Source organism: Streptomyces sp. CLCI03, assembly GCF_053615355.1.
This window is the reverse complement of the sequence record NZ_CM132132.1, coordinates 5,866,571-5,893,068: the sequence shown is the minus strand read 5'-3', so window position 1 is coordinate 5,893,068 and position 26,498 is coordinate 5,866,571. Positions and strand designations below refer to the sequence as shown.

22 protein-coding genes are annotated in these 26,498 nt (G+C 72.4%); 9 read left to right on the top strand and 13 right to left on the bottom strand.

Features of this window, described 5'->3' with window-relative positions:
* Nucleotides 1-41: 41 nt before the first annotated feature.
* The 7 genes from murD to rsmH form a co-directional block, all read right to left on the bottom strand.
* Entirely contained in the window at nucleotides 42-1,559 is a 1,518-nt protein-coding gene (gene murD, locus ACWG52_RS27170; protein ID WP_390141274.1) for a UDP-N-acetylmuramoyl-L-alanine--D-glutamate ligase, read from the bottom strand.
* The gene (gene mraY, locus ACWG52_RS27165; protein WP_030724430.1) at nucleotides 1,541-2,611 is read right to left on the bottom strand and encodes a phospho-N-acetylmuramoyl-pentapeptide-transferase; all 1,071 of its coding nucleotides are present in this window, start codon (nucleotides 2,609-2,611) and stop codon (nucleotides 1,541-1,543) included. The genes murD and mraY overlap by 19 nt, the downstream gene beginning before the upstream one ends.
* Nucleotides 2,608-4,038: a UDP-N-acetylmuramoyl-tripeptide--D-alanyl-D-alanine ligase gene (locus tag ACWG52_RS27160; protein WP_033221769.1), complete on the bottom strand. Its 1,431-nt coding sequence runs from the start codon at nucleotides 4,036-4,038 to the stop codon at nucleotides 2,608-2,610. Before ACWG52_RS27160 ends, mraY begins: the two co-directional genes overlap by 4 nt.
* Nucleotides 4,035-5,759 (bottom strand): UDP-N-acetylmuramoyl-L-alanyl-D-glutamate--2,6-diaminopimelate ligase, encoded by a 1,725-nt coding sequence (locus ACWG52_RS27155; protein ID WP_389812079.1) that lies wholly within the window; start codon nucleotides 5,757-5,759, stop codon nucleotides 4,035-4,037. The genes ACWG52_RS27160 and ACWG52_RS27155 overlap by 4 nt, the downstream gene beginning before the upstream one ends.
* 45 nt (nucleotides 5,760-5,804) lie before the next feature.
* Entirely contained in the window at nucleotides 5,805-7,826 is a 2,022-nt protein-coding gene (locus ACWG52_RS27150; protein WP_453126198.1) for a peptidoglycan D,D-transpeptidase FtsI family protein, read from the bottom strand.
* 93 nt (nucleotides 7,827-7,919) lie between these two features.
* A complete protein-coding gene (locus ACWG52_RS27145; protein ID WP_389812538.1) occupies nucleotides 7,920-8,432 on the bottom strand; it encodes a hypothetical protein in 513 nt (170 codons plus the stop codon).
* A gap of 23 nt (nucleotides 8,433-8,455) precedes the next feature.
* On the bottom strand, nucleotides 8,456-9,385 hold the full coding sequence (gene rsmH / locus ACWG52_RS27140; RefSeq protein ID WP_389812541.1) for a 16S rRNA (cytosine(1402)-N(4))-methyltransferase RsmH: 930 nt from the start codon (nucleotides 9,383-9,385) through the stop codon (nucleotides 8,456-8,458).
* A 363-nt stretch (nucleotides 9,386-9,748) separates the two neighbouring features.
* On the opposite strand from rsmH, the gene ACWG52_RS27135 reads away from it, so the two are divergent.
* From ACWG52_RS27135 to ACWG52_RS27120, 4 genes are all read left to right on the top strand, one after another.
* Nucleotides 9,749-10,363 (top strand): beta-class carbonic anhydrase, encoded by a 615-nt coding sequence (locus tag ACWG52_RS27135; protein ID WP_389812084.1) that lies wholly within the window; start codon nucleotides 9,749-9,751, stop codon nucleotides 10,361-10,363.
* A 135-nt stretch (nucleotides 10,364-10,498) separates the two neighbouring features.
* Nucleotides 10,499-11,509 carry an AAA family ATPase gene (locus ACWG52_RS27130; RefSeq protein WP_161292362.1) on the top strand — a complete coding sequence of 337 codons (1,011 nt, stop codon included), beginning with the start codon at nucleotides 10,499-10,501 and terminating at the stop codon, nucleotides 11,507-11,509.
* Nucleotides 11,509-12,885, top strand: a complete 1,377-nt coding sequence (locus ACWG52_RS27125) for a DUF58 domain-containing protein (protein ID WP_389812087.1) — start codon at nucleotides 11,509-11,511, stop codon at nucleotides 12,883-12,885. Before ACWG52_RS27130 ends, ACWG52_RS27125 begins: the two co-directional genes overlap by 1 nt.
* Nucleotides 12,882-15,308 (top strand): transglutaminase family protein, encoded by a 2,427-nt coding sequence (locus ACWG52_RS27120; protein ID WP_390141280.1) that lies wholly within the window; start codon nucleotides 12,882-12,884, stop codon nucleotides 15,306-15,308. The genes ACWG52_RS27125 and ACWG52_RS27120 overlap by 4 nt, the downstream gene beginning before the upstream one ends.
* A 464-nt stretch (nucleotides 15,309-15,772) precedes the next feature.
* On the opposite strand, the gene ACWG52_RS27115 is transcribed toward ACWG52_RS27120, so the two are convergent.
* The 3 genes from ACWG52_RS27115 to ACWG52_RS27105 are packed head-to-tail and all read right to left on the bottom strand — an operon-like array spanning nucleotide 15,773 to nucleotide 19,417.
* Nucleotides 15,773-16,405: a TetR/AcrR family transcriptional regulator gene (locus tag ACWG52_RS27115; RefSeq protein ID WP_389812093.1), complete on the bottom strand. Its 633-nt coding sequence runs from the start codon at nucleotides 16,403-16,405 to the stop codon at nucleotides 15,773-15,775.
* A 29-nt stretch (nucleotides 16,406-16,434) separates the two neighbouring features.
* Nucleotides 16,435-18,531, bottom strand: coding sequence for a YhgE/Pip family protein (locus tag ACWG52_RS27110; RefSeq protein ID WP_389812096.1), 2,097 nt, complete (start codon nucleotides 18,529-18,531; stop codon nucleotides 16,435-16,437).
* Nucleotides 18,503-19,417, bottom strand: coding sequence for an ATP-binding cassette domain-containing protein (locus tag ACWG52_RS27105; protein ID WP_453126193.1), 915 nt, complete (start codon nucleotides 19,415-19,417; stop codon nucleotides 18,503-18,505). The genes ACWG52_RS27110 and ACWG52_RS27105 overlap by 29 nt, the downstream gene beginning before the upstream one ends.
* 180 nt (nucleotides 19,418-19,597) lie before the next feature.
* On the opposite strand from ACWG52_RS27105, the gene ACWG52_RS27100 reads away from it, so the two are divergent.
* The 5 genes from ACWG52_RS27100 to ACWG52_RS27080 all read left to right on the top strand — a co-directional run bounded on the left by ACWG52_RS27100 (nucleotide 19,598) and on the right by ACWG52_RS27080 (nucleotide 23,784).
* Nucleotides 19,598-20,092 carry an SAV_6107 family HEPN domain-containing protein gene (locus tag ACWG52_RS27100; protein WP_389812101.1) on the top strand — a complete coding sequence of 165 codons (495 nt, stop codon included), beginning with the start codon at nucleotides 19,598-19,600 and terminating at the stop codon, nucleotides 20,090-20,092.
* A gap of 73 nt (nucleotides 20,093-20,165) precedes the next feature.
* A complete protein-coding gene (locus tag ACWG52_RS27095; RefSeq protein ID WP_033221785.1) occupies nucleotides 20,166-20,924 on the top strand; it encodes a class I SAM-dependent methyltransferase in 759 nt (252 codons plus the stop codon).
* Between the two features lie 293 nt (nucleotides 20,925-21,217).
* Nucleotides 21,218-21,619: a DUF3040 domain-containing protein gene (locus tag ACWG52_RS27090; protein ID WP_301371672.1), complete on the top strand. Its 402-nt coding sequence runs from the start codon at nucleotides 21,218-21,220 to the stop codon at nucleotides 21,617-21,619.
* Nucleotides 21,620-21,701: 82 nt separating this feature from the next.
* Nucleotides 21,702-22,328, top strand: coding sequence for a DUF4126 domain-containing protein (locus ACWG52_RS27085; RefSeq protein WP_266390660.1), 627 nt, complete (start codon nucleotides 21,702-21,704; stop codon nucleotides 22,326-22,328).
* A 37-nt stretch (nucleotides 22,329-22,365) separates the two neighbouring features.
* On the top strand, nucleotides 22,366-23,784 hold the full coding sequence (locus ACWG52_RS27080; protein ID WP_453126191.1) for a phytoene desaturase family protein: 1,419 nt from the start codon (nucleotides 22,366-22,368) through the stop codon (nucleotides 23,782-23,784).
* A gap of 16 nt (nucleotides 23,785-23,800) precedes the next feature.
* On the opposite strand, the gene ACWG52_RS27075 is transcribed toward ACWG52_RS27080, so the two are convergent.
* From ACWG52_RS27075 to thiE, 3 genes are all read right to left on the bottom strand, one after another.
* Nucleotides 23,801-24,682 carry a hypothetical protein gene (locus tag ACWG52_RS27075; protein WP_389812109.1) on the bottom strand — a complete coding sequence of 294 codons (882 nt, stop codon included), beginning with the start codon at nucleotides 24,680-24,682 and terminating at the stop codon, nucleotides 23,801-23,803.
* Nucleotides 24,683-24,731: 49 nt separating this feature from the next.
* The gene (metF, locus tag ACWG52_RS27070; protein ID WP_389812111.1) at nucleotides 24,732-25,646 is read right to left on the bottom strand and encodes a methylenetetrahydrofolate reductase [NAD(P)H]; all 915 of its coding nucleotides are present in this window, start codon (nucleotides 25,644-25,646) and stop codon (nucleotides 24,732-24,734) included.
* A gap of 142 nt (nucleotides 25,647-25,788) precedes the next feature.
* Nucleotides 25,789-26,424, bottom strand: coding sequence for a thiamine phosphate synthase (thiE, locus tag ACWG52_RS27065; RefSeq protein ID WP_033221797.1), 636 nt, complete (start codon nucleotides 26,422-26,424; stop codon nucleotides 25,789-25,791).
* Nucleotides 26,425-26,498 lie beyond the last annotated feature (74 nt).

The window sequence follows — 26,498 nt, the reverse complement described above, 5'->3', positions numbered from 1 at the left end:
CGAGCTGCCGGCCGGAGGGAACCTGTCCCGGAGCCCCCGGCCTAGGCCGTGTCCGCAGCGTTCTCGGCGGCCAGTTCGCGCACCGCGTCGGCGAATGCGTCCCCACGCTTGTTGTAGTTCGCGAACATGTCCATCGAGGCACAGGCAGGTGCCAGCAGGACCGTGTCGCCGGGCTCGGCGAGCGCGGCGGCTTCCCGGACCGCTGCGAGCATCGCCCCAGTGTCGGTCCGGTCGAGGTCGACGACCGGGACCTCGGGGGCGTGTCGCGCCAGCGCCTCGGCGATGAGCGCCCGGTCGGCGCCGATCAGCACGGCGCCCCGCAGCCGCTTCGCGGCGTTCCGCACGAGCTCGTCGAAGGTCGCGCCCTTGGCGAGGCCGCCGGCGATCCAGACGACCGGCTCGAAGGCCGCGAGCGAGGCCTCGGCCGCGTGCGTGTTGGTGGCCTTGGAGTCGTCGATGTAGGTGACCGAGTCGACCTCGTCCACGTACGCGACGCGGTGGGCGTCCGGGCGGAAGTCGCGCAGCCCGTCGCGCACGGCGCGCGGCTCCACGCCGAAGGCGCGGGCCAGGGCCGCGGCGGCGAGCGCGTTGGCGATGTTGTGCGGGGCCGGCGGGTTGACGTCGGAGACCTCGGCGAGCTCCTGGGCGTTCTTCTGCCGGTTCTCCACGAAGGCCCGGTCGACGAGGATGCCGTCGACGACGCCGAGCATGGAGGGGCCGGGGGCGCCGAGGGTGAAGCCGATCGCCCGGCAGCCCTCTTCGACGTCGGCCTCCATGACCAGGTTCTCGGTGGCCGGGTCGGCGACGTTGTAGACGCAGGCGATCGTGTTGCCCTCGTAGATCCGTCCCTTGTCGGCGGCGTACGCCTCCATCGAGCCGTGCCAGTCGAGGTGGTCCGGGGCCAGGTTGAGCACGGCCGCCGAGTGGACGCGCAGCGAGGGCGCCCAGTGCAGCTGGTAGCTGGAGAGTTCGACGGCGAGCACGTCGTACTCCTGCTCGCCGAGCACCACGTCGATGATCGGGGTGCCGATGTTGCCGACGGCGGCGGTGCGCAGCCCCGCGGCCTTCAGGATCGACGCCAGCATCTGGGTGGTGGTGGTCTTGCCGTTGGTGCCGGTGACGGCGAGCCAGGCCGCCGGGGCCTTACGGGGCTTCGCCGCGTCCGTGTCGCCGGAGCGCGCGGCGCGCAGCTCCTGGCCGATCTCGCGCAGCAGCCAGGCGATCTCGACGTCCCCGACCACGTCCACCCCGGCCGCCGCGGCGGCCTGGAACAGCGGGCTGTCGGGCTTCCAGCCCGGCGAGGTGACGACGAGTTCGGTGCCCTCGGGCAGTACCTCGCCCGCGTGTCCGCCGTCCGCCAGGCGGCCGAGGCGGACGGTGATGCCCTGCGCCTGGAGTTCGGCGGCCCGGGCGCGGTGCGCGTCGCCGTCGCCGTTGTCGACGACGGTCACCACTGCGCCGAGGCCGGCCAGGGCGCGGGCGGCACTGATGCCGCTCACGCCCAGACCGGCGACGGTGATGTTCTTGTCCTGCCAGGACGTCACTTGTCGGCTGCCCATCCCGCGTAGAAGAGACCGAGACCAACGATCACGCACATGCCCTGGATGATCCAGAAGCGGACCACGACGAGTACCTCGGACCAGCCCTTGAGCTCGAAGTGGTGCTGCAGCGGCGCCATCCGGAAGACGCGCTTGCCGGTCATCTTGAAGGAACCGACCTGGATGACGACCGACATCGTGATGAGCACGAACAGGCCGCCGAGGAGCGCCATCAGGAACTCCGTGCGGGAGCAGATGGCGAGGCCCGCGAGCGCGCCGCCGAGGGCGAGCGAGCCGGTGTCACCCATGAAGATCTTGGCGGGCGAGGTGTTCCACCACAGGAAGCCGAAGCAGGCGCCCATGAGGGCGGAGGCGACGACCGCGAGGTCGAGCGGGTCGCGCACCTCGAAGCAGGCGTTCGGGTTGGTGAGGTCACCGGCCCTGGCGCAGGACTCCTGGAACTGCCAGACACCGATGAAGGTGTAGGCGCCGAAGACCATCACCGCGGCGCCGGTCGCGAGACCGTCGAGACCGTCGGTGAGGTTCACGCCGTTGGACATCGCCAGGATCATGAACAGCGCCCAGACCACGAACAGCACCGGACCTATCGACCAGCCGAAGTCCGTGACGAACGACAGCTTGGTGGAGGCCGGGGTCAGCCCGCGGGAGTCCTTGAACTGCAGGGCCAGCACCGCGAAGGCGATACCGACGATCAGCTGGCCGGACATCTTCGCCTTGGCCCGCAGGCCCAGCGAACGCCGCTTGACGATCTTGATGTAGTCGTCCAGGTACCCGACGAGGCCCATGCCGGCCATCAGGAACAGGACGAGCAGGCCCGAGAAGCTCGGCTCCTCACCGGTGAGGACCTTCGTCAGGGCGTACGCGATGAGCGTCGCCAGGATGAAGGAGATACCGCCCATGGTGGGCGTGCCCTTCTTCCCGGCGTGGCCGCGGGGGCCGTCGTCGCGGATGAACTGGCCGTAGCCCTTGCGGGCGAGCAGCTTGATCAGCAGCGGGGTACCGATGACGGTGAGGAACATGCCGATGACACCGGCGAACAGAATCTGCCTCATCGGTCGGCGACCTCGCCCTCGACAGTGCTGTCGAGAAGGCCCTGGGCCACCCGCTCCAGACCGGCCGACCTGGAAGCCTTCACCAGCACGACGTCACCTGGGCGCAGTTCACTGCGCAACAGGTCGACCGCCGCCTGCGCGTCGGACACGAGCACCGACTCCTCACCCCACGAACCCTCGTTATATGCGCCCAGTTGCAGCCAGGAGGCTTCCCTGCCCCCGACTGCGACGAGCTTGCTCACGTTGAGCCGGACGACAAGTCGTCCGACCGCGTCGTGCTCGGCGAGAGCGTCGTCTCCGAGCTCGGCCATCGGGCCGAGCACCGCCCACGTGCGTCCCCCGTTCGCCCTGCCGGCACCGCCCATCGCGGCGAGCGCGCGGAGTGCGGCCCGCATGGACTCGGGGTTCGCGTTGTAGGCGTCGTTGACGATCGTCACACCGTCCGCCCGCTCGGTGACCTCCATCCGCCACCGGGACAGCGTGCCCGCCCCGGAGAGCGCCGTGGCGATCTCCTGTGCGGACATGCCCAGTACATGGGCGACGGCGGCCGCGGCGAGCGCGTTCGACACGTGGTGCTCACCGTACAGCCGCAAGGTCACGTCACTGCACCCGGTCGGTGTGTGCAGTGTGAAGGAAGCCTGCCCCCTGTCCGTCATGCGAACTTCGGTGGCCCGGATTTCGGCGTCCTCGGCCTCGCCGAAGAGGACCGTACGGGCCTTCGTCCGCCCGGCCATCTCACGAACCAGCAGGTCATCGGCGTTGAGGACGGCGACGCCGCCCTCCGCCTCGGCCGGCAGGGCCTCGACCAGCTCCCCCTTGGCCTGAGCGATCTGCTCGCGGCCGCCGAACTCGCCGATGTGGGCGGTGCCGACGTTGAGGACCAGACCGATCCGTGGGGGCGTCAGTCCGGTGAGGTAGCGGATGTGGCCGATGCCGCGGGCGCCCATCTCCAGGACCAGGTGCTGGGTGTCCTCGGTGACGCGCAGCGTCGTGATCGGCAGGCCGATCTCGTTGTTGAGGTTGCCGGGGGTCCACACGGTCGGCGCGTGGTGCTGCAGCACCTGCGCGATCAGGTCCTTGGTGGAGGTCTTGCCGGCGGATCCGGTGAGGGCCACGACGTCGGTGCCCAGCCGGGTGACCACGGCGCGGGCGAGTGCGCCGAGGGCGGCCACGACGTCGGGGACCACGATGGCCGGTACGCCGACGGGCCGGGTCGCGAGGACGCCCACGGCCCCGGCGGCGACGGCGCGTTCCGCGTAGTCGTGGCCGTCGACCCGCTCGCCGACGAAGGCGGCGAACAGGCTGCCCGGCCGGACCTCACGGGAGTCGTAGACCACGGGGCCGGTGACCTGGACGGACGGATCCGGTATGTCGTGGGGCCGCCCGCCGGTGATGTCGGCGATCTCGGCGAGGGAAAGGGCGATCACTGGTTCACCTCGGCCTGTCGGACCTGGGTCGTTTCGTCGGGCGCGGCGTTCCGGTCGAGCACGGCCTGGTGCTCGATCGCGGCGCGGAGCACCGTGCGGTCGTCGAAGGGGCGTACGACACCGGCGGTGTCCTGGCCCTGCTCGTGTCCCTTGCCGGCCACCAGCACGGTGTCACCGGGCCGGGCGCGGGCGACGGCGGCCGCGATGGCCGCGGCCCGGTCGGCGTCGATCAGGACGGTGCCCCGCTCGGCGGGCGGTACGGAGACGGCGCCGTCGAACATCGCGGCGAGGATCGCGAGCGGGTCCTCGGAGCGCGGGTTGTCGGAGGTCAGGACGGCCACGTCGGCGAACCGGGCGGCCGCGGCCCCCATCGGGCCGCGCTTGGTGGTGTCGCGGTCGCCGCCGCAGCCGAGCACGATGTGCAGCTTGCCCTCGGTGACCTCGCGCAGTGCGCGCAGCACCGATTCCACGGCGTCCGTCTTGTGCGCGTAGTCCACGACGGCGAGGAACGGCTGTCCCGCGTCCACCCGCTCCAGCCGGCCGGGGACCCCGGGGACCGCGGCGACGCCGTCGGCGGCGGTCTGCGGGTCGAGGCCGGCGGCGGCGAGGGTGACGATCGCGGCGACGGTGTTGGCGACGTTGAACGGGCCGGGCAGCGGCGCGGTGGCCCGTACGCGCTGTCCTTCGGGGCCCAGCAGGGTCAGGGTGGAGGTCGCCGCGCCGAAGACCACGTCCTCGGCGCGCCAGTCGGCGGCCGGGTCGCCCGCGGCGGAGAAGGTGACGACCGGGATCGTCGCCTCCTTGGCCAGCCGGCGGCCGTACTCGTCGTCGAGGTTGACCACGCCCAGGCGGGCCCGGCGGGCGGTGAAGAGCCCGGCCTTGGCCTGGAAGTAGTCCTCCATGTCGGAGTGGAACTCCATGTGTTCCGGGCTCAGGTTGTTGAAGACGGCGACGTCGAAGACGCAGCCGTCGACCCGGCCGAGGACCAGTGCGTGGCTGGAGACCTCCATGGCCACGGCCTCGACCCCGCGTTCGCGCATGACCGCGAAGAGGGCCTGGAGGTCGGTGGCTTCGGGGGTGGTCCGCTCGGACTTGATGCGCTCGTCGCCGATGCGCATCTCGACGGTGCCGACCAGTCCGGTGCTGCGGCCCGCCGCGCGCAGGCCGCCTTCGACGAGGTACGCCGTGGTGGTCTTGCCGGAGGTGCCGGTGATGCCGATCTGGAGCAGGTCCTCACCGGGGCGCCCGTAGATCGCGGCGGCCAGCTCTCCCATCCGGCCGCGCGGGTCCTCGACGGTCAGGACCGGCAGGCCGGTCGCCGCGGCGCGTTCCGCCCCCGCGGGGTCGGTGAGCACGGCGGCGGCACCGAGGCCGGCCGCCTGGGCGGCGAAGTCGGCGCCGTGCGTCCTGGCTCCCTGCAGGGCCGCGTACAGGTCACCGGGGCGCACCGCACGGGAGTCGTGGGTGATGCCGGTGATCTGCGCCGCGCCGGGCGCCGGGATGCCCAGCAGGGTGGCCAGCTCGCCCAGCGGGCTCGGGCTGGCGGACGCGGGCCGGGGCGCTCCCGGCGGCGTTGCCGGGGCTTTCTGGGTCGTTCTGGGCTGATCAGCGTGGGGCACGGCGGTGAGCGTACCGGGCGTGGCGGGCCGCTCGCGAAGTGAGGCCCCGGTCTCGGCTTCGGCGGTCGTCTGGTTCCCGGGTTTCGGGGTGATGGTTGTCACTGATGGTGCCTCACGCTTTTCTGGCGGGCCGGCCTGGCTGTGGGTTCACTGACCGGGCTGCGGACTGGGCTGCGGGGCGGGCTGGGCGGCGGGCTGAGGAGCGGCGTCGTAGGTGACGGGGAGCCCGGCGGGCGCGGTTCCCGTGGGGGCCACCTGGAGGGTCTTGAGTGCGAACTCCATGACCTTCTTGTAGATGGGGCCGCAGATCTGGCCGCCGAAGTAGCTGCCCTTCGTGGGGTTCTGGATGGCGCAGTAGACGGTGATGCGGGGGTTGTCCGCGGGGGCGAATCCGGCGAAGGAGGCGGTGTAGCCCTTGTAGCGGCCGGTGGCCGGATCCACCCGGTTGGAGGTGCCGGTCTTGCCGCCGACCCGGTAGCCGGGGATCCGTGCCTTGGTGCCGGTGCCCTCCTGGTCGTCGACCACGGATTCGAGCATCTCGGCGAGGGTCTTGGCGGTCTCCGCGCTGACCACGCGGCTCTGTTCGGGGGCCGGGGCCGGGGTGAAGCGGCCGTCGGGGCCCTTGGTGCCGCGGATGAGCGTCGGTTCGATGCGGACCCCGCCGTTGGCGATGGTCGAGTACACGGAGGCCGCCTGCATGGCGTTCAGGGAGAGGCCCTGGCCGAAGGGGATCGTGTACTGCTGGGAGGTGGACCAGTCCTTGGGGGCGGCGAGGATGCCGCGGGACTCGCCCGGGTAGTTCAGGCCGGTGGGCCGGCCGATGCCGAACTTGGTCAGGTAGGAGTGCAGGACCTCGTTGGCCTCGGGCTGGGTGGGTCCGAGCTGGCCGGTGGCCAGGATCGTGCCGATGTTGGAGGACTTGGCGAGGACCCCGTTGAGGGTCAGGTACCAGGTCGGGTGGTCGATGTCGTCCTTGAACAGGCGGTCGCCGCGGTGCAGCCGGTTGGGGACCTCGACCCGGGTCTGAGGAGTGGCCTTCTTCTCCTCCAGCACGGCGGCCATGGAGATGACCTTGGCGGTGGATCCGGGCTCGTACACGTCCTGGAGGGCGGCGTTGCCCATGGCGGCGGAGCGGGCGCGGGTCAGGTCGTTGGGGTCGAAGCCGGGCGCGTTGGCCATGGCCAGGACCTCGCCGGTGCGGGTGTCCTGGACGATGACGTAGCCGCGGTCGGCCTCGGACTTCTGGACCTGCTCGGCGATGGCGCTCTGCGCCGCCCACTGGATGTCCCGGTCGATGGTGAGCTCGATGTCGTCGCCGGGGACGGCCGGCTTCTCGTTGGAGTCGGCCGTGGGGACCTGGCGGCCGCCGGACTGGGCGTAGGTGATCTCGCCGTCCTTGCCGGAGAGCTTCTTGTCGAGGGAGGACTCCAGGCCGCCGGCGCCCCTGCCCTCGGCGTTGACGTAACCCAGTATCCCGGCGGCGAGGTCGCCGTTCGGGTACACGCGCTTGCTGCTGGTCTCCTTGAACACGCCGGCGAGGACGTTGGCTCCGGGGCCGTTGCTCCGCTTGTCTGCCGCCGCCTTGTCCGCGAAGACCCGCTTGAGGTCCTTGATCTGGTTCCAGACCTGGGGGGTCTGGCGCTGGGCGAGGACGACGTACCGGGAGTTCTTGGTGCTCAGCCGCTGGGTGAGTTCCTTGACGTCCTTGCCGAGGATGGGCGCGAGGAGCGCGGCGGCCTGCTGCGGGGCGTCGGGGGCCTTGCTGTCCTGCGGGGTGAACATCTTCGGGTCGGCGGTGATGTCGTACGCGTCGACGCTGGTGGCCAGGGCCACGCCCCGGCGGTCGGTGATCTCACCGCGCTCGGCGGCCAGCTTGACGTTGGTGTAGCGGTTCTTGGAGGCCTCGGCGGAGAACGCCGAGGCGTCGACGGCCTGTACCTGGAGCAGGCGGACCACGAAGGCCAGCATGACGAGGGTCAGGCCGACGCCGACCAGGCGCAGCCGGGGTCGTGGGCTGCCGAGCCGGATCGTGTGCGGGGTGCGGGGGCCCGTGGGGCGCCGGGTCGCCGGGCGCGAGGCGGGGCGGGCGGTGGCCCGGGCCCGGTCGCCCGGCCGGGACGGCCTGGCCGGTCCGGGCACCCGCCGCCGGGGCGGCTCCTGCGGGCTCACGCGGCCACCGCCGGGGCGGGGATCCTGGGGCTACGCCCCGGACCCCGTGCCTCGAACGCCGGCGAGGCCGGGTGGGAAGGGTGGATCACGGCGTCACCTTCCGGGGGTCTGGCTGGGCTGCGGGGAACCACCGGCCGCGGAGGGCGCGGCGGACGGGGCCGGTTGGGCCGCGGCCCCGGAGGCGGCCGGGGCCGACGCCGGGGGTGTGGCCGGGGCGGTCGGCGTCGGGGTCGGCGGGGCCTCGGCGACCGCCGGGCTGCCGGCGATCTTGCCGTCCTGGCCGATGAAGACCGGGCTGCCGCCGGGGACCAGGCCCAGTTCGTGCGCCCGGCGCTGGAGCGCGTCGGGAGCGGAGTAGGCGTCCACGTCGCGCTGCAGCGCCTGCTCCTCGTCGGTGAGGGTGGTGGTCTCCTTCCTCAGCTTGCTGAGCTGGAAGGAGCCCTCGTTCAGCGCCGAGTTCAGCAGCAGCAGGCTGATCAGGCCGCCGGCGAGCAGGGCCACGACCAGCAGGACGAACGGCATCCGCGCCGCCTGCCCGCCGGGGCGCGGGCGGGCCGGGCGGCCGCCGAGCGCCCGGCCGAGGCGGGCCGCCTGCCCGCGGGTCAGCGTGGCGACCTTCCCGGCGTTGGTCACAGTCGCGCCTCCCGGATGCGTTCGACGCCGCGGAATCTGGCCGGGGCGGCTCGCCGGTTCTCGGCGATCTCCTCCTCGGTGGGCAGCTCGGCGCCGCGCGTGAGCAGTTTCAGCTTCGGCTGGTACTTCTCCGGCACCACCGGCAGTCCGGGCGGGGCCGTGGAGGTCGCGCCGGCCGCGAAGACCTGCTTGACCAGGCGGTCCTCCAGCGAGTGGTACGAGAGCACCGCGATCCGGCCGCCGACGGCGATCTTGTCCACCGCCGCCGGAATGGCCCGCTCCAGCCCGGAGAGTTCTCCGTTGACCTCGATCCGCAGCGCCTGGAAGGTCCGCTTCGCCGGGTTGCCGCCGGTCCGCTTGGCGGCCTGCGGGAGGGAGTCCCGGATCAGTTCGACCAGCCGGGCGCTGTTGGTGAAGGGCTCCTTCTCCCGCTCCCGGACGATCGCGGACACGATCCGCTTGGCCTGCTTCTCCTCGCCGTACTGGCGCAGGATCCGCACCAGCTCACCCGGCGCGTAGGTGTTGAGGACCTCGGCGGCGCTGATGCCCGTCGTCTGGTCCATGCGCATGTCCAGCGGCGCGTCCTGCGCGTACGCGAACCCGCGGTCGGCCTCGTCCAGCTGCATGGAGGAGACGCCCAGGTCGAAGAGGATGCCCTGGACCGCCGGGATGCCCAGCCCGTCCAGGACCTCGGCGAGGTCGGCGTAGATCGCGTGGACGAGGGTGGCCCGGTCACCGAAGGGCGCGAGCCGCTCGCCGGACAGCCGCAGGGCCTCCTTGTCGCGGTCGAGGCCGATCAGGTGGGCCTCGGGGAACCGGGTCAGCAGGGCCTCGCTGTGGCCGCCGAGGCCGAGGGTGCAGTCGACGACGACGGCCCCGGGCCTCTCCAGCGCCGGGGCCAACAGGTCCAGGCACCGCTGGAGCATCACCGGGACATGTCGGGACTCGCTAGTCAAAGCGCCCTCTCAGATAACGGCGCGGCAGGCGTACGTACCACCTGGTTCCCGCATCCGCGACCGGCGCCGGGGAAGGTGGCGCCGGCCGGCCGGTGAGCGGGAGAGGGCCGGGCCGTACGTACGCGCCGCGCACGCGGAGTGTTCATCGGGGGCCGGGCGGCCGGTCAGGGCCGGGCTCCGGCCGGTTCGCGTCACTTTAGTGCAACGGTCGCCGCGGTCAACGAACCGCCTCGCGCGCCGTGCGCGACTCTCGGACCGAACCGGCAAATGCCGCGAATCACCCGGATGGCCGCCCCTCCCCCACCCCTGTGGGTTAGCTCACAACAATCCTCGTTGACGTTCTTTGTCCGCTCTCACGCGAGGCCTCGACCCGCCGTGACCACTAACGTCGTACCCATGACGACTTCCGCATCCCTGCCTGCAGAGTCCGCGTCCGAGGCATCCGTCGGCGGATCCGTCACCGACCGGCTGGTCGAGGCGAACCAGCGCTACGCCGCGAAGTTCTCCGACCCCGGCATGGACGCCCGCCCCGTCCTCCAGGTCGCCGTGGTGGCCTGTATGGACGCCCGTCTCGACCTGCACAAGGCCCTCGGCCTGGAACTCGGCGACTGTCACACGATCCGCAACGCGGGCGGTGTGGTCACCGACGACACGATCCGCTCGCTCACCATCAGCCAGCGGGCCCTGGGCACCCGCACGGTGATACTCATCCACCACACCGGCTGCGGTCTGGAGAACCTGACCGAGGACTTCCGGCACGAGCTGGAGGACGAGGTCGGCCAGCGTCCCGCCTGGGCCGTCGAGGCCTTCCGGGACGTCGACCAGGACGTCCGCCAATCCATGCAGCGGGTTCGCACGAACCCCTTCCTGCCGCACAAGGACGATGTGCGAGGCTTCGTCTTCGATGTGCACACCGGGCTCCTGCGGGAGATCGATCCCAGCTCTTGAGTGACACAAGGCCTTAACGCCGTCAAGAATGCGGGGTGGCACCACCCGGGATCCCCCGGGCCGGTGTCCGTGTTTCGGGGTGGGCCGGTTCATGCGCCAACGGCGTCGGCCCTGGGAAAGGCCGAGGAGAACCAGGTGACGACGTACGACGACCGAGCGAGCCTCGCGGATCTGACCAGCACGGTGGAGCGGGTGCGCCGGTCGGTCGAGAGCGTGATCGAGGGCAAGCCCGAGGTCGTCCGCCTCGCGCTGACCGTGCTGCTCGCCGAGGGTCACCTGCTGATCGAGGACGTGCCCGGCGTCGGCAAGACGATGCTCGCCAAGACGCTCGCCAAGTCCATCGACTGCTCGGTCCAGCGCATCCAGTTCACACCGGACCTGCTGCCCTCCGACATCACCGGTGTCAGCATCTACGACCAGCAGCGCCGCGAGTTCGAGTTCAAGCCGGGCGCGATCTTCGCGCAGATCGTCATCGGTGACGAGATCAACCGCGCCTCGCCGAAGACGCAGTCCGCGCTGCTGGAGTCGATGGAGGAGCGCCAGGTCACCATCGACGGCACGACCTACACGCTGCCCAGCCCGTTCATGGTCGTCGCCACCCAGAACCCGGTGGAGATGGAGGGCACGTACCCGCTGCCCGAGGCCCAGCGCGACCGCTTCATGGCCCGCGTCTCCGTCGGCTACCCCAGCCCCGAGGCCGAGCTCCAGATGCTCGACGTGCACGGCGGGGTCTCCCCGCTCGACGACCTCACCTCCGTCGCGCACTCCCACGAGATCGTCAAGCTCATAGAGGCGGTCCGCGAGGTGTACGTGGCCGAGCCCGTCAAGCGCTACGTCGTCGACCTGGTCTCCGCCACCCGCACCCACCCCGACCTGCGGCTCGGCGCCTCGCCCCGCGCCACCCTGCACCTGCTGCGCGCCGTGAAGGCCGCCGCCGCGCTCGCCGGCCGGGACTACGTCCTGCCGGACGACGTCCAGGCCCTGGCCGCCCCGGTCCTCGCGCACCGGCTGCTGCCCACCGCGCAGGCCCAGCTGAACCGCCGCTCCGCCGAGCAGGTCGTCGGCGAGATCCTGCAGCGCACCCCCGTCCCGGCCGCGCACGCCCGCGGCGAGATGCCGCCCGGCGCGGGCATCCGGAGCTTCTGATGAGCGCCGGTGCCCCGCGCGGCGCCGGTGGCCCGGGGGACGGCGGCGGCCTGCGCGCGTCGCTGTCCGGACTGACCACCCGGGGCCGCTCGTTCCTGGCCGCGGGCACAGCCGCCGCGGCCTGCGCGTACGTGCTGGGACAGGGCGAACTGCTGCGCGTCGGCCTGCTGCTCGCCCTCCTGCCCCTGATCTGCGTCTACGCCCTCCACCGCACCCGCTTCCGGGTCTCCGGCAGCCGCCGGCTCAGCCCGGGCCGGGTCCCCGCGGGCAGCGAGGCCCGCGTGCAGTTGCGCATGGACAACGTCTCCCGACTGCCCACCGGCCTGCTGATGCTCCAGGACCGGGTGCCCTACGTACTGGGCCCGCGCCCGCGCTTCGTACTGGACCGGGTCGAACCCGGCGGCCGCCGCGAGGTGTCCTACCGGGTCCGCTCCGACCTGCGCGGCCGCTATCCGCTCGGCCCGCTCCAGCTGCGCCTGTCCGATCCCTTCGGGCTGGTCGAGCTGACCCGCTCCTTCAGCACCTACGACACCCTCACCGTCATCCCGCGCACCGAACCCCTGCCGCCGGTCCGCCTGACCGGCGAGTCCAACGGCTACGGCGACGGCAGCCGCCGCTCCCTCGCCCTGGCAGGCGACGACGACGTCATCCCCCGCGGCTACCGGCGCGGCGACGACCTGCGCCGCGTGCACTGGCGCTCCACCGCCCGCTACGGCGAGCTGATGGTCCGCCGCGAGGAGCAGCCGCAGCGCAGCCGGGCCACCGTCCTGCTGGACACCCGGCGCCTGGCCTTCGACGGCGCCGGCCCCGACTCCGCCTTCGAGTGGGCCGTCTCGGCGGCCGCCTCCAGCCTGGTGCACGTCCTGGAACAGGGCTTCTCCGCCCGCCTGCTCACCGACACCGGCAGCTCGGTGCCCGGTGAGGGCAGTGGTGGATTCTCCTCCGGCGGGCAGGAGTCCGCGGAGGCCGCCGGGCTGATGATGGACACCCTCGCGGTCGTCGGGCACTCCGACGGCGCCGGGCTCTCCCGCGCCTACGACGCGGTGCGCGCCGGTGGCAGCGGCGGCTTCGGCGGAGCCGGCGGTGACGGGCTCCTCATCGCCTTCTTCGGCGACCTGGACGACGTACAGACAGAACTGGCCGCCCGGATGCGCCAACGCGCCTCCGGTGCGGTGGCCTTCGTACTGGACTCCGCGACCTGGGGCGGGCAGCCCGCCCCGGGGCATGCGGTGCCCCCGCTGGAGGAGCGGCTGCACAGGCTGCGCGACGCGGGCTGGACGGCACTGGCCGCCCCGCCCGGGGTGGCCTTCGGTGAACTGTGGCGCCAGGCCGGGACCGCGCGCGTCGGTACGGGAACCTCCGGAGGTCGGGAATGAGCGGGCGGGCGAAACTGACGCTGTTCGCGGCACTGGCGACACTGCTCACCTCGTGGTCGCTGAACGCCCTGGTGGACTCGCAGGCCTGGCTGCTCCAGGCGGTGCTGCTGCTGGCCGTGCAGAGCGCGGTGGGCGCCGGGGCCCGGCGGGTACCGCTGGCCCGGACGCTGACCGTGGCCGCGCAGGTGCTGACGTCGCTGCTGCTGCTGGCGTTCCTCTACGCCGGCAAGGGCGAGTCCCACGGGGACGGGCCGCTGGCGTACCTGGTGACGGACTTCGGCGCGCTGTTCGGTCAGGGCGTCCGGGACGTGGGCGAGTTCGCCATCCCGGCTCCGTTGACGGACGGCATCAAACTGCTGCTGGTGTCCGGCGTGCTGCTGATCGGGCTGCTCGTGGACACGCTGGCGGTGACCCTGCGCACGGCCGCCGCGGCCGGGCTGCCGCTGCTGGCGCTGTACTCGGTGGCCTCGGGCCTGGCGGGGGGCGGGGGCGCCTCCTGGTTCGCCTTCCTGCTCGCGGGCTGCGGCTACCTGATGCTGCTGCTGTCCGAGGGCCGCGACCGGCTCGCCCAGTGGGGCCGGGTCTTCGGCGCGGCCCCGCGCCGGGGCGCCGCCGACTCCGGCCTCGCCAACGGGGCGGGCGGGCAGGCGACGGCTCCCGTGAAGTTCGGGCGGCGGATCGGCGCGGTGACCCTGGGCCTGGCGCTTGCGGTGCCGGCCGTGCTGCCCTCGCTCGGCGGCGGGCTGCTGGGCGGCACGCAGGACGCCGAGGACAGCGGCGGCGGCGGCGTGGGCGGGACGATCTCGGCGGTCAACCCGCTGGTGTCCCTGCAGAGCAACCTCAACGCGCAGGACAACCGTGTGGTCCTGAAGTACCGGACCAACAGCCCGCAGCAGGCCGATCAGTACCTGCGGATCCTGGCCCTGGACGAGTTCAACGGCGTCAAGTGGGAGGCCTCCGGGCGGGCCCTGGTCGACGTGCCGGAGAAGCTGCCGGAACCCCCGGGGCTCCGCGCCCCGGTGAGCCGTTCCGCCGTCGAGGTCACCACCAGCATCTCCGCGGCGGACTACTACACCCAGCGCTACCTCCCCATGCCGTACCCGGCGACGTCGGTGGACATCGGCGGCAAGTGGCGGTTCGAGCCGGCCGGCCGGACCCTCGTCGGCGACCAGCTGGGCCGGGACAAGTTCCAGAACGTCCAGGGCGCCGAGTACACGGTGCGCAGCCTGCTCCTGAAGCCGACGGCCCAGCAGCTGCAGAACGCCCCGAAGCCCGACCCGGCGGTCCAGGAGGAGTACACGAAGCTCCCGGACAACCTGCCGCCCGTGGTCGCCGATACGGCCCGCCAGGTGACGCAGGGCGCGAAGGACGACTACACGCGGGCCGTGAAGCTGCAGGACTACTTCGCCGTGAACGGCGGGTTCCGCTACAACACGAGGACGGCCTCGGGCACGGGCCCGCAGGCGGTCGCCCGGTTCCTCGCCGACAAGGAGGGCTTCTGCGTCCACTTCGCCTTCTCGATGGCGGCGATGTCCCGCTCCCTCGGCATCCCGGCCCGGGTCGCGGTGGGCTTCACGCCCGGCGAGAAGCAGTCGGACGGCAATGTGAACGTGTCGATGCGCGACGCGCACGCCTGGCCCGAGCTGTACTTCGAGGGCGTGGGCTGGACCCGCTTCGAGCCGACGCCCCGCTCCGGCATCAACATCCCGGAGTACTCGCGGGCACAGACCCCGGCCACCCAGCCGTCCGCACCGGCGCCGCTGCCCTCGCAGAGCGTGGCGCAGCCCTCGACGGGGCCCTCGGCGACCCCCGAGTGCCCGCCGAACCTGAAGAAGCTCGGCGAGTGCGGCGCGGCCGCGCCCGCGCAGAACACGGGCGGCGGCGGTGGGCCGTCGGTGACGTCGGTCCTCGGCTGGGCGGCGCTCGCGGTGACGGTACTGGGCCTGCCCCTGCTCCCGATGCTGTGGCGGACCCGGCTGCGGGCCCGGCGGCTGGCGACCGGGGACGTGCTGACGGCCTGGCGGGAACTGGGCGACACCGCCTGGGACGCGGGCGTGCTCCCGGACGAGGCGCTGTCCCCCCGCCGGGCGGCGAGCCGGATCGTGGAGCTGGGCCGCCTGGACGAGGAGCCGGCGGCGGCCGTGCACCGGGTCGCCGGTGCGGTGGAACGGGCCCTGTACGCGCCCCCGGGCGCGGAGGTCTCGTACCCGGAGCTGGCGGACGACGTCCTGCTGGCCCGCACGGGCCTGCTGACGTCCGCGGACCGGCTGCCCCGGCTGCGCGCCCTGCTGCTGCCGCGCTCGGCGGCCCGGGTCTCCTGGGCCATCTCGGCCCGCCGATCCGCGATCGCCGCGGCGGTGTCCACCCGCCTCACGACAGCCCGCCTCCGACTCCCGCGACTCCCCCTGCGGGGCCGGGGCTGAGGCACCTTCGCCTCGAACGCCGGCGTCTCATTCAGCCCCGCCGGCGTTTGAGGCGATCTTTCAGCCCCGCCGGCGTTTGAGGTGCGGGGTCCGGGGCGGAGCCCCGGCAACGGCGGCGCGGGCCACCGCACGACCCATCGAACCCGCGGACGCGAGAAGGCGGTGAGGCTCGATCCCCCCGAGCCCCGCCGCCTTCTCCCGTCCTGCGACACCGAGCCGTGTCCCCCGTCCCGGTCACGGAAGGAGGCACCCGGTCCGCTCCGCGGCCCCGTGTCCGCGGTGCGGACCGGGTCTCCTGTCCGTTGCTCCCAGTCTGGCGTCCGCGCAGGTGGGAGCCCATCCGCGCACGTACTCATTTCCGCGCCTAGGTACGGATACTCAGCCGTCGCGGCCGGCCCCACCAGTTCTACGGGCCGGCGCGCCCCCGCGGCACCGCCGACTGGGGGGTGGTGGCGCGCCGGTGTTCAGCGGTTGCCGCTGACCCGGCCCCGCAGCAGCAGCGACAGCGCCGAGTGCACGTCGTCCAGGGACCGCTCGCTCTGGAAGGACTGCCAGTCCAGGGCGGCCACCAGCACCATCCCGACCATCGCGGCCGCCGTGAGCGGCACATCGATCTCGGCGCTCAACTCGCCGCGTTCGACGCCCTCGCGCAGCACGTTCTCCACGACGGCCACCGCCTCCTGCCGGACCACCATGAGCGTGGACTGCCACGCGCGGTTGGTGCGCCACAGTTCGGCGACGTACAGCTGGGTGAAGGCCGGGTACCGGTCGATGAAGACGAGTCCCGCCCGGATCATCGCGTCGAGCGCCTCGACCCGGCTGCCGCCGCGGGCCTCCGTCTCCTCGGCGGCCGTCCGCAGGGAGACCGTCAGCAGGCCGACGCCGTGCCGCAGCAGCTCCTCGAAGAGCTCGTTCTTGCTCGCGAAGTTGTAGTAGACGGTGCCCTTCGCGACGCCTGCCCGCTCGGCGATCTCATCGACCGTGGTCGCGGAGAAGCCCTTCTCGGCGATCAGGGTGACGGCCGCTTCGTAGAGCTTCTGCCGCGTGATCGCACGACGGCCCCCGCCGGTGCCCGTACCGGTGCTGCTGCTTTCCATGGCGCTGATTGTCACAGGTCAACACGTCCCTACAGGCTCAGTTCCGGGTGCAGTCGGTCCATGGTCCACACCTGCTTGCCGCGGGCGGCGAGCGCGGTGAGGGCCAGGGCGCCGGCGGTGAAGGCCAGCAGGACCGCGCCGCCCTGCCAGACCGGGGCGAGGTCGCCGCCGGTGATGAGGCGGCGCAGGCTCTCGACGATGTACGACATCGGCAGGTACGGGTGGATCCAGTTGAAGAAGTCCGGGCTGGTCTGGACGGGGTAGGTGCCGCCCGCCGAGGTCAGCTGGAGCATCAGGACGGCCAGCACCAGGATGCGGCCGGCGGCGCCGAACTTGGCGTTGAGCCACTGGACGATCGCCGCGAAGCAGGCGGTGACCAGCATCAGGAAGCCGATGGTGAGGGCCGGGTGGGCCATCTTCAGGCCGAGGCCGGGCGCCCAGTGCAGTACGGACATCAGCAGGGCCACCTGCGCCGCGCCGAGGCCCGCCACGGGAAGCCAGCCGGCGAGCGCGACCCGCCAGGGCGAGGCGCCGGCGGCCAGGGCCCGCCGGTTCATCGGGGCGATCAGCATGTAGGCGACCATCGCACCGACCCAGAGGGAGAGCGGGATGAAGTAGGGGGCGAAGCCGGTGCCGTAGTTGGGCGCCTTGTGCAGGGACTGGTTGGCGAGCTGGACCGGGTCGGCCATGACCTGGGTGCGCTCGTCGCGCTGCTGCTGGTCGTAGTCGGGGATCTTGCCGGCGCCGTCGTGCAGGCCACCGGCGAGTTCACCGGTGCCGTCGACGAGCTTGTACATGCCGCCGTCGAGCCGGTGGGCGCCGTCGCCGAGCTTGCCGACGCCGTCGGCGAGGGCGCCGGAGCCGGTGGTGGCGGTGCCGAGACCGGTGTGGAGCTGGGCCATGCCGGCGGAGACCTTGTGGGCACCGTCGTTGAGGGCGTTGACCTTGGCGACGGCCGCGTCGAGGTCGGCCGCGAGCAGCGGGGCCTTGTCGACGAGCTTGCGGGCCTGGTTCTCCAGGTCGGTGAGCTGGGTGCGGAGCTTGGCGACGTCACCATTGGCGTTCTTGGCCAGGGTGCTGACGTCGCCGCTGAGCTCGGCGGCCTCGGCCGTGCTGTCCCTGACCGTCTTCAGGTCGGGGCAGGAGGCCAGGTGCGGTTCGGCGCCGAGGGTCACGCAGTGCTTGGTGTAGTAGGTGTCGGCTACGGTGGCCGCCTTCTTGGCGGCAGCGGCGGCGGCCGGGGCCTTCTCGGAGAACTTGTCGAGGTGGTTGCGGACGACCTTCGCGGTGTCGGCGACCAGCTCGGCGGTGTCCGCCAGGTTCTTGGGATCCTTGACGAAGGGGCGGGCCTTGTCCGCGGCCCCGTTGACCTTGTCGGCCAGCGCCTGGGTACCGTCCGCGACGTCCTTGGAGCCGGTCTCCAGCTTGCCGGCCGCCGTGTTCAGCTTCCGCAGGCCGGTGTTGAGTTCGCCGGACTTCTCCTGCGCCGTGTCGAGGCCCTCGGCGAGTTCCTTGGCGCCTTCCTGGGCCTGGCCCGCGCCGTCCTTGAGCTTGTCGGCGCCGTCGGCCGCCTCGGCGGTCTTGTCGTGCAGGTCGGAGAAGTTGACGAAGATCTTGTCGAGGAACTTGCGGGAGGCGTTGGTGGACGCCGCGGAGCGGACCTCGGCGAAGACGGAGCGCGAGATCGAGCCGACGATGTAGTTGTTGGCGTCGTTCGTGCGGACCTGGAGGGCCCCGGTGGTGGGGTCGTCGCCGGAGCTGGAGGCGATCTTCTCGCTGAAGTCGGCGGGCATGGTCAGGGTCAGGTAGTAGGTACCGTCCTCCAGGCCCTCGGCCGCCTCCTTCGCGCTGGTGTCGTGCCACTCGAAGGACTTCTTGCTGGCGTGCAGCTTCTTGGCGATCTCGGCGCCGGCGTCGAAGCTCTCGCCGCCGACGGTCGCGCCCTTGTCGGCGTTGACGATGGCGACGGGCACCTTGTCGAGGCGGCTGTACGGGTCCCAGAAGGACCACAGGTACAGGGCGCCGTAGAGCAGTGGCAGCAGGAGCAGCGCGACGAGAGCGGCCCGGGGCAGCTTCCCCCGCCCGAACCGCTTCAGCTCAAGCGCGGCCAGCTTCGGCGAGCGCATCGTCCGCCCCCTTCGTGTCGTCGTTCTCGGTCTTCGCGTCGGTCTTCGCGTCGGTCTTCGCGTCGGTCTTCGTGTCGGTCTTCGCGTCGGTCCCGGATCCCTCGTCGGCCTCCGCGTCCGCGTCGCTCTCCGCGGCCGCGGGCGTGTCCGACGCGGCCGACGCCTCCGGTGCTTCCGGTGCGTCCGGCTCCTCGGGGGAGGTCCGCAGGACGATCGCGTCGGCGGGTGCCTCGCTGCACACCGCGAGGACGGTGATCCCGCGGGCGGCAACCGAGCGGAGCAGGTCCCAGGCCTCCACGCGTTCGGTGTCCGACAGCTTGAGGTCGAGGTCGTCGAGGGCGAGCAGGGCCGGGGAGCCCAGCAGCGCGATGGCGACGGACAGCCTTACGGCCTCCAGGCGTTCCAGGTCCCGTACGGAGGTCCGCTCGCCCTTGGGCAGCGCGGCGAGGTCCAGTCCGGCGGCCTCCAGGGCGTCGGCGATCCGTGCCTCGGCGGCGGCGCGGCGCTCGGCCCGGGGCCGGAGCATGGCGCGGACCGGAGCGCCGTAGTGGCGCTGGAGCAGGGCGCCCTCGCGCAGCTGTTCCGCCACGGTGAGGGCCTGGTCGAGCTCGTTGACCCCCGAGACCGGGCCGAGTGCGGCGATCCGGCGGACCGCCGTCATCCGCTTCGGCAGGTGGTGGCCGCCGACCTCGGCGTGGCCCCGGGTGGGCTTCATCCGTCCGGTGAGGGCGAGGAGCAGGCAGGTCCGGCCACTGCCGGAGGGGCCTTCGACCGCGATGAGCGAGCCGGGCGCCGCGTCGATGCCGACTCCCCGGAAGGCCCAGCCGCGCGGGCCCTTGAGTCCGAAGTCCTCGGCCTTGACGGCCGCGCCGTGCGGGCTGTCCACGCCGTCCCCCTTCTTTTTGAACTGACCGGTCAGTTCAAAAACTAGCATCCCTCTTCGCACCAGGTGCGCAGGAGGGGGCAGTTGCCCGGTTCGTGACCGTAAAAGCCCAGGTCAGCGCAATTGTCAGTGGTGCCCGTCACGATGGTGGTAACGCATCGACAGATCGACAGGAGGTTCGTCATGGCCACACCGTCCCCGTCCCCTGTCCACCCCGTCCTTCGGAAGTCGACGGCTCCTCCGGCCGCCCTCGACCTGCTCGCCAAGGCCCACAGCGGCCTGGCCGAGGCCGCCCGGCTGACCCGCCCCAACGAGCGGTACGCGACCGCCCACCTCGCCGCGCTGCGCACCGCCGCAGCCGTGCTCGCCGCGCGCGCCCGTCCCGAACCGGTGAACCCGCGGCGGCGGCCCCGGATCCGCAGCGCGTGGGAGGTGCTGCCGGAGATGGCCCCGGAGCTGACCGAGTGGAGTGCGCTCTTCGCCTCCGGCGCCGCGCGCCGGGCCAGGGCCGAGGCGGGGATAGCGGACGCGGCGAGCCCTCGGGACGCGGACGATCTGGTGCGGGCGGCGTCGATGTTCCTTCGCCTGGTGGAACGGATGCTCACCGTCCGGACGCCGCCCCAGCCCCTGGGAGAGACCCTGCCGCAACCACGCCCGGAGCATCCGGACGCGGGATGAGCTGCCCGGCGGCGGAAGGCAATAGGGTGGGCCAGGACCGCTCACCCTTTACCGCGCCGAGGAGCCATCAGCCGTGTCGGACACTTCCCGCCCCCGTGCCTCCCTCCGCACCGCCGTGGTGTGGGAGGTCCTCAAGGAGGCACTCGACCGCCGGGTGAAGGCGACCGGGCGGGATGTGCTGGACGTGCTCGACACCGGTGGCGGTACCGGTAAGTTCGCCGTGCCGGTGGCCCGCCTGGGCCACCGGGTCACCGTGGTCGACCCCAGCCCGAACGCGCTGTTCGGGCTGGAGCGCCGGGTGGCCGAGGCCGGTGTCGCCGACCTCGTACGCGGTGTCCAGGGTGACGCCCAGGGCCTGTTGGACGTCGTCGAGCGGGACGCCTACGACGTGGTGCTCTGCCACGGCGTGCTGGAGTACGTGGACGACCCCGCCGAGGGCGTGGCGAACACGGTGGCCGCGCTGCGCGTCGACGGCACGCTCAGCCTGCTGGCCGCCGGCCTCGGCGGGGCCGTGCTGGCCCGTGCGCTGGCCGGGCACTTCACGGAGGCCCGTACCGCCCTGACCGATCCGGCCGGCCGCTGGGGCTCCGGCGACCCGGTACCGCGCCGCTTCACCGCCGAGCAGCTCTCCGAGCTGGTCGGCGGGGCCGGCCTCGCGGTCGGCGCGGTGCACGGCGTGCGGATCTTCGCCGACCTCGTGCCCGGGGTCCTGGTGGACACCGAGCCCGGCGCCGTGGAGGCGCTGCTGCGTCTGGAGGAGGCCGCCGCCGAGCTGCCCGCCTTCCACGCGGTCGCCACCCAGCTGCACGTCCTGGGCGAGAAGCGGGCCTGAACTGCGACCTTCCGCGGGCGGAGTCGGCCACACACCCCCCGATCCGCCGGTCGGCCCCGTATGATCAGGTGCAGGACCGGCATGGTGGACGGACCATTGGGGAATAAGGGCCTCAGTGACAGCCCCCACGGCGGTACGGTTTTCACGCAGCGCTTTCATCGGCTGCGTCATTTCTGGGTCGTGTCCTTTTGGAACGCGGCGCAGAGGGCGGGTGTCACGGGGGCGATTCCCCGCCTATCCTGAAGGGGACCCCTGGTCGCCACCCCCGCGACCGACGGATGAGGAGGACTCCCGTGCCGCTCTCGGAGCACGAGCAGCGAATGCTCGAGCAGATGGAGCGAGCGCTGTACGCCGAAGATCCCAAGTTCGCGACAGCGCTTGAGGGAAGCGGACTGCGTACGTACACCCGGCGACGGGTCTACCAGGCAGTCGCAGGCATTGTGGTGGGTATCGCGCTCCTCATGACCGGTGTGATCATTCCGAACGTGCTCTGGATCAGCGTGGTGGGTTTCCTCGTCATGCTGGGATGTACGGTCCTCGTGGTCACCGGTTGGCGCAAGGCACCCAAGCCTGGCGAGCAGCCCGTCTCCGGAAGTACCGGCGGTCCGGCCCGTGGCCGGAACCGGCAGCGTCGGTCGATGATGACCCGGATCGAGGAACGGTGGCAGCGCCGCCGTGACGAGCAGGGGCACTAGCCCCCGACAACGTGGGTGAGGGGATGGCCGCCGTGCGGCCGTCCCCTCACTTTTCTGCGTTCCCGTACGGCATGATGATCCGATGAGTGTGCTCCCTCTGGTCTTCACCAGCGGCTGGGCCAGTGGGATCAACGCTTACGCCGTGGTCCTCCTGCTCGGCATCTTCGGCCGCACCGGCCTGACCGACGACGTCCCCGCCTCCCTGCAACGCACGGACGTGCTGATCGTCGCGGCGGTGCTGTTCCTGTGCGAGGCGATCGCCGACAAGGTCCCGTACATGGACTCGATATGGGACACCGTCCACACGGTGATCCGCCCCGTGTCCGGTGCGGTGATCGGTGCGCTGCTGGCCGGGCAGACCGGTTCGCTCCCCGAGATCACCGCCGCCGCGGTCGGCGGCTCCACCGCGCTGGCCAGCCATTTCGTCAAGGCCGGCACCCGGATGGCGATCAACACCTCGCCCGAGCCCTTCACCAACGTGGGGATGAGCATCGCCGAGGACCTCGGCGTGGCCGGGCTCGTGACGTTCGCGATGTTCAATCCCGAGGCCGCCGCCATCATCGCGGCCGTGCTGCTGGCCGCCGGACTGGCGATAGTGATCTTCCTCTGGAGTCGGATCCGCCGCTTCCTGCGGCGCCGCGCGCAGCGCCGCGAGGAGAAGCGGCTGGCCGCCGAGGTCCGCGAGACCACCGGAGCCCCACCCCGCTGACCACAGGGCCACCACCTGGGTCGATAGGCTCGGCCGCATGGCACGAATTGCGGTGATCGGCGCCGGGATGGGCGCGATGGCGACGGCGGCCCGGCTGGCCGTGGCGGGGCACCAGGTGACGGTGTACGAACGCGGGACGACCTACGGCGGTGCCGTGGGCCGGTACGAGCGCGAGGGCTTCACCTTCGACACCGGGCCCGGGCTGCTGCACCTGCCGGCCGTCTACCGCGACCTCTTCGTGAAGACCGGCAAGCGCCCGCTGGAGACCTGCGTCGACATGGTCCAGGTGAACCCGGCCGTCCGGCACGTCCTCCCCCACCACGACATCGACGTCACCCTCCCCGGCGCCTCCCACGGCGGTGTCGCCACCGCCCTGGAATCCGCCGTCGGCCCGGGCGCGGGCGCGCGCTGGAACGCCGTCCTGGGCCGTGCCCGCGACGCCTGGGACGCCACCCGGCGCCCGCTGCTGGAGGAGCCGCTGCGGCCCGCCGCCCGCCGGCACCTGGGCGAGGACCCGTACCCGGCCCTGCGCCGGAGCGGTCTGCTGCGCCGCCGCCCGCCGACCCTCGCCGAAGTGGCCGACCGGGAGCTGGGCGGCGCCCTCGCGGAGCTGCTGACCGGCGTGGTGCGCGGGTACGGGATCGACCCCGCCACCGCGCCCGCCTCGGCGACCGTGCTCCCGTACATGGAGCAGACCTTCGGCAGCTGGTACGTGCGCGGCGGGATGCGGGCCCTGGCCACCGCCGTGTACGAGCGCTGCCTGGAGCGCAAGGTCGCCTTCGACTTCGGGGCGGAGGTCCGGGAGGTCCTGGTCGCGGACGGCCGGGCGGCCGGTGTGCGGCTGGCCGACGGCCGTGAGGAGGCCGCCGACACCGTGGTGTGCGGGATCGACCCCCGGCAGCTGCCGGCCGGTACGCCGCCGTGGCCGTCGGACGCGGTTCCCGCCCGTGGCGACGGCGTACCGGGGCGGATCACGTTGCTGCTCGCGCTGCGCGGCGCACGCCCCACCACGGCCGTGCACCGGACCGTCGTCCACGCTCCCGGGACCCAGGTCACCGTCCTGCGCCCGGACGACCCTTCCACCCGGCCCGACGAGGAGCACGAGGCGGTCACCGTGAGCGCCGTACCCGGCCCCGGCACCTCGGAGCCCACCGAGCTGCTGAACCTCGCGGAGAAGGCCGTACAGGGCCTGCGGGAGCGGCTGTTGTGGCACGAGGTGCGTACCGCGGCCGACATCGAGGCGGCGACCGGTGCGCCGGGCGGCGCGGTGCCCCCGCCCGCCCTCGCGGGGGCCGGGGGCCGACTGCTGCAGCCGGCCAACACCACGGCCCTGCCCGGGCTGTACCTGGCGGGCGGGTGGGCCCATCCCGGCGGCGGGCTGGCGCACGCCGGGATGACCGGGGCCCTGGTGGCCGGACTGATCGTGGAGGGCGCGGAGTTCCGCGGCTCCCAGTGACCGGCGGCGGGGGTCGTCAGTAGCGGTACTGCTCGTACCCGCCCTGCTGGGGGTACGGGTACTGCTGCGGCTGCTCGCCCTGGTCCTCCATCGGGTAGGACTGGCCGGCCCCGTCGGTGGACCGCTGCTGCGGGACCCAGACCCCGCCGGGCGGGGTGTCCGTGGAGTACTGCTGCTGCCCGTAGTCGGCGTACGGGGTGTAGTCGTACGGCTGGGGCGGTACGACACCTCCGCCGGTGCCGATGTACGGGTCCGAGTAAGCGGCGTAGACCTGCTGCTGGTCGCCCGTCGGGTAGCCGCCCGAGTAGTCGTAGCCGCCCTGGTTCTGCTGGTCGTAGTACGCCGCGTACTGGTGGGCGTCCTGCTCGGCCGTGGTGAAGGGCGAGGCGAAGGCCGCGGTCCGGTCGACCGGAGGCGCGAAACTCTGTATCCCGTAGGACCCGGTGTCCTCGGGAACCGGCTCCGTGCTGTAGACGGGCGGGGGCGCTTGGCCGAACGAGCGCTCCTCGGCGGCCCCGTCCCGGTCCTCGGATCCGGATGCGTCGCTGTCCTCGTACTGCAGCGCGGTGACCTGGAGGGCCGGCTCCGACGGGACGCCGGAGGCCCGGCGGCGGCGCGTCTGCTGTTGGCGTACGGGCTCACCGCCGCGGCGCAGGGCCCAACCGGCGACGAAGCCCTTGCGGAAGGACAGCGTCACCAGGGTCTGGCCCACGGCGAACGCCAACGCGCCGGCGCCGATCACCGGCACCGACGGCAGGATCACGCCGGCGACCACGCCGAGGAAGCCGGCGAAGGCGAGCAGGCGCCAGCGGAGCCGGGCCTTGTACTGCATCAGGACCTCGGCAAGCAGCCACAGCGCGACGAATCCGAACGCGATGTAGAGGACCGTCATTCCCATGCGTGGCCCCTCTCGGTACGGCCGCCGGCGCGGGAACGGGGACGGCCGCTCAGGCCCGCTGGTGCAGGCCCAGGTTCTCGTAGATTTCGAGAGTCGCCGTGGAATTGTTGAGCGTGATGAAGTGCAGCCCCGGGACACCCTCGGACAGCAGCCGCGCGCAGAACTCCGTGGCGAACTCGATGCCAATGGAGCGTACAGCGGCCGGGTCGTCCTTGACGGCGAGCATGCGCTCTTTCACGTCCGCGGGGAAGACCGCGGTGCTCAGTTGGGGCAGTCGGTCGAGTTGCTTGATGCCCACAACAGGCATGACCTCGGGGATGATCGGGGTGTCGCAGCCCGCCTTCTCGACGCTGTCGCGCAGCCGCAGATAATTCTCGGGATCGAAGAACATCTGGGTGATCGCATAGTCGGCACCGGCGCGGCACTTGTCCACGAAGTGCCGGATGTCCGTATCCCAGTCCGTCGATCGGGGGTGCATCTCGGGGAAGGCCGCGACACCGACGCAGAAGTCCCCGGACTCCTTGAGCAGCCGCACCAGGTCTGCGGCGTAGTGCACGCCCTCGGGGTGGGACACCCACTCGGCCATCGGGTCGCCCGGCGGGTCACCGCGCAGGGCGAGCATGTTGCGGATCCCGGCGTCGGCGAACTGGCCGATGACATGGCGCAGCTCGGCGACGGAGTGGTCCACGGCGGTCAGGTGCGCGACGGGCGTGAGGGTGGTGTCCGCGGCGATCTCCTGAGTGGCCTTGACGGTGCCACCGCGGGTGGAGCCGCCGGCTCCGTAGGTCACGGACACGAAACTGGGAGATACCGCCTCGACCCGGCGCAGGGCGTTCCAAAGGTTGCGTTCGCCCTTCTCCGTCTTCGGGGCCCAGAACTCGAAGGAGTACGAGCGCCCGGACGCGAGGAGGTCGCGGACCGTGTGTGCGCGGTCCGACCAGGTGGAAGCGGTACCAGAGGCCATGTGGGCAGGTTAGACGTGGCCCGGCGGACACCGAAGCCTTGTCCGCCTTTTGGACACGTTTTTGGACACCTGCGGGGCCGGCTCTGGCCGGAAGGCGTCCGTACGAGGGACCGCGACCGCCCGTCGTCCGGGCGGACCGGGCTCAGCCGAGGCGGGCCCGGACCCGCTTGGCGAGCTCGGCGGCGGCCGCGCCGGGGTCGGTGGCCTCGGTGAGGGCGCGGACGACCACGATGCGGGTGGCGCCGGCGTCCAGCACCTCGTCCAGGTTCGAGCCGTCGATGCCGCCGATGGCGAACCAGGGGCGGTCCGTCTCCAGGGAGGCCGCGTACCGGACGAGGTCCAGGCCCGGGGCGTGGCGGCCGGGCTTGGTGGGGGTGGGCCAGCAGGGGCCGGTGCAGAAGTAGTCCACGCCGGCTTCGGCGACGGCCGCGTCGACCTCGTCCTCGGCGTGGCAGGACCGGCCGATCAGGACCCGCCGGTCGAGGATGGCGCGGGCCGCGGGGACGGGGATGTCGCCCTGGCCGAGGTGCAGGACGTCGGAGCCGATGGCGTGGGCGACGTCGGCGCGGTCGTTCACGGCGAGGAGCTTGCCGTGGCGGCGGGCCGCCTCGGCGAAGACTTGGAGGTGTTCGAGCTCCTCCCCCGCCTCCATGCCCTTGTCGCGGAGCTGGACGATGTCCACGCCCGAGGAGAGCACGGCGTCGAGGAACTCGGGGAGGTCACCCTGGCGCTTGCGGGCGTCCGTGCAGAGGTAGAGCCGGGCGTCGGACAGCTGCATGGGTGTACCCCCCGTGGTGGACGCGGTGTACGGACCGGGGCCGCGGCCGCGGGCCCGGTCCGTACACCGCTGTG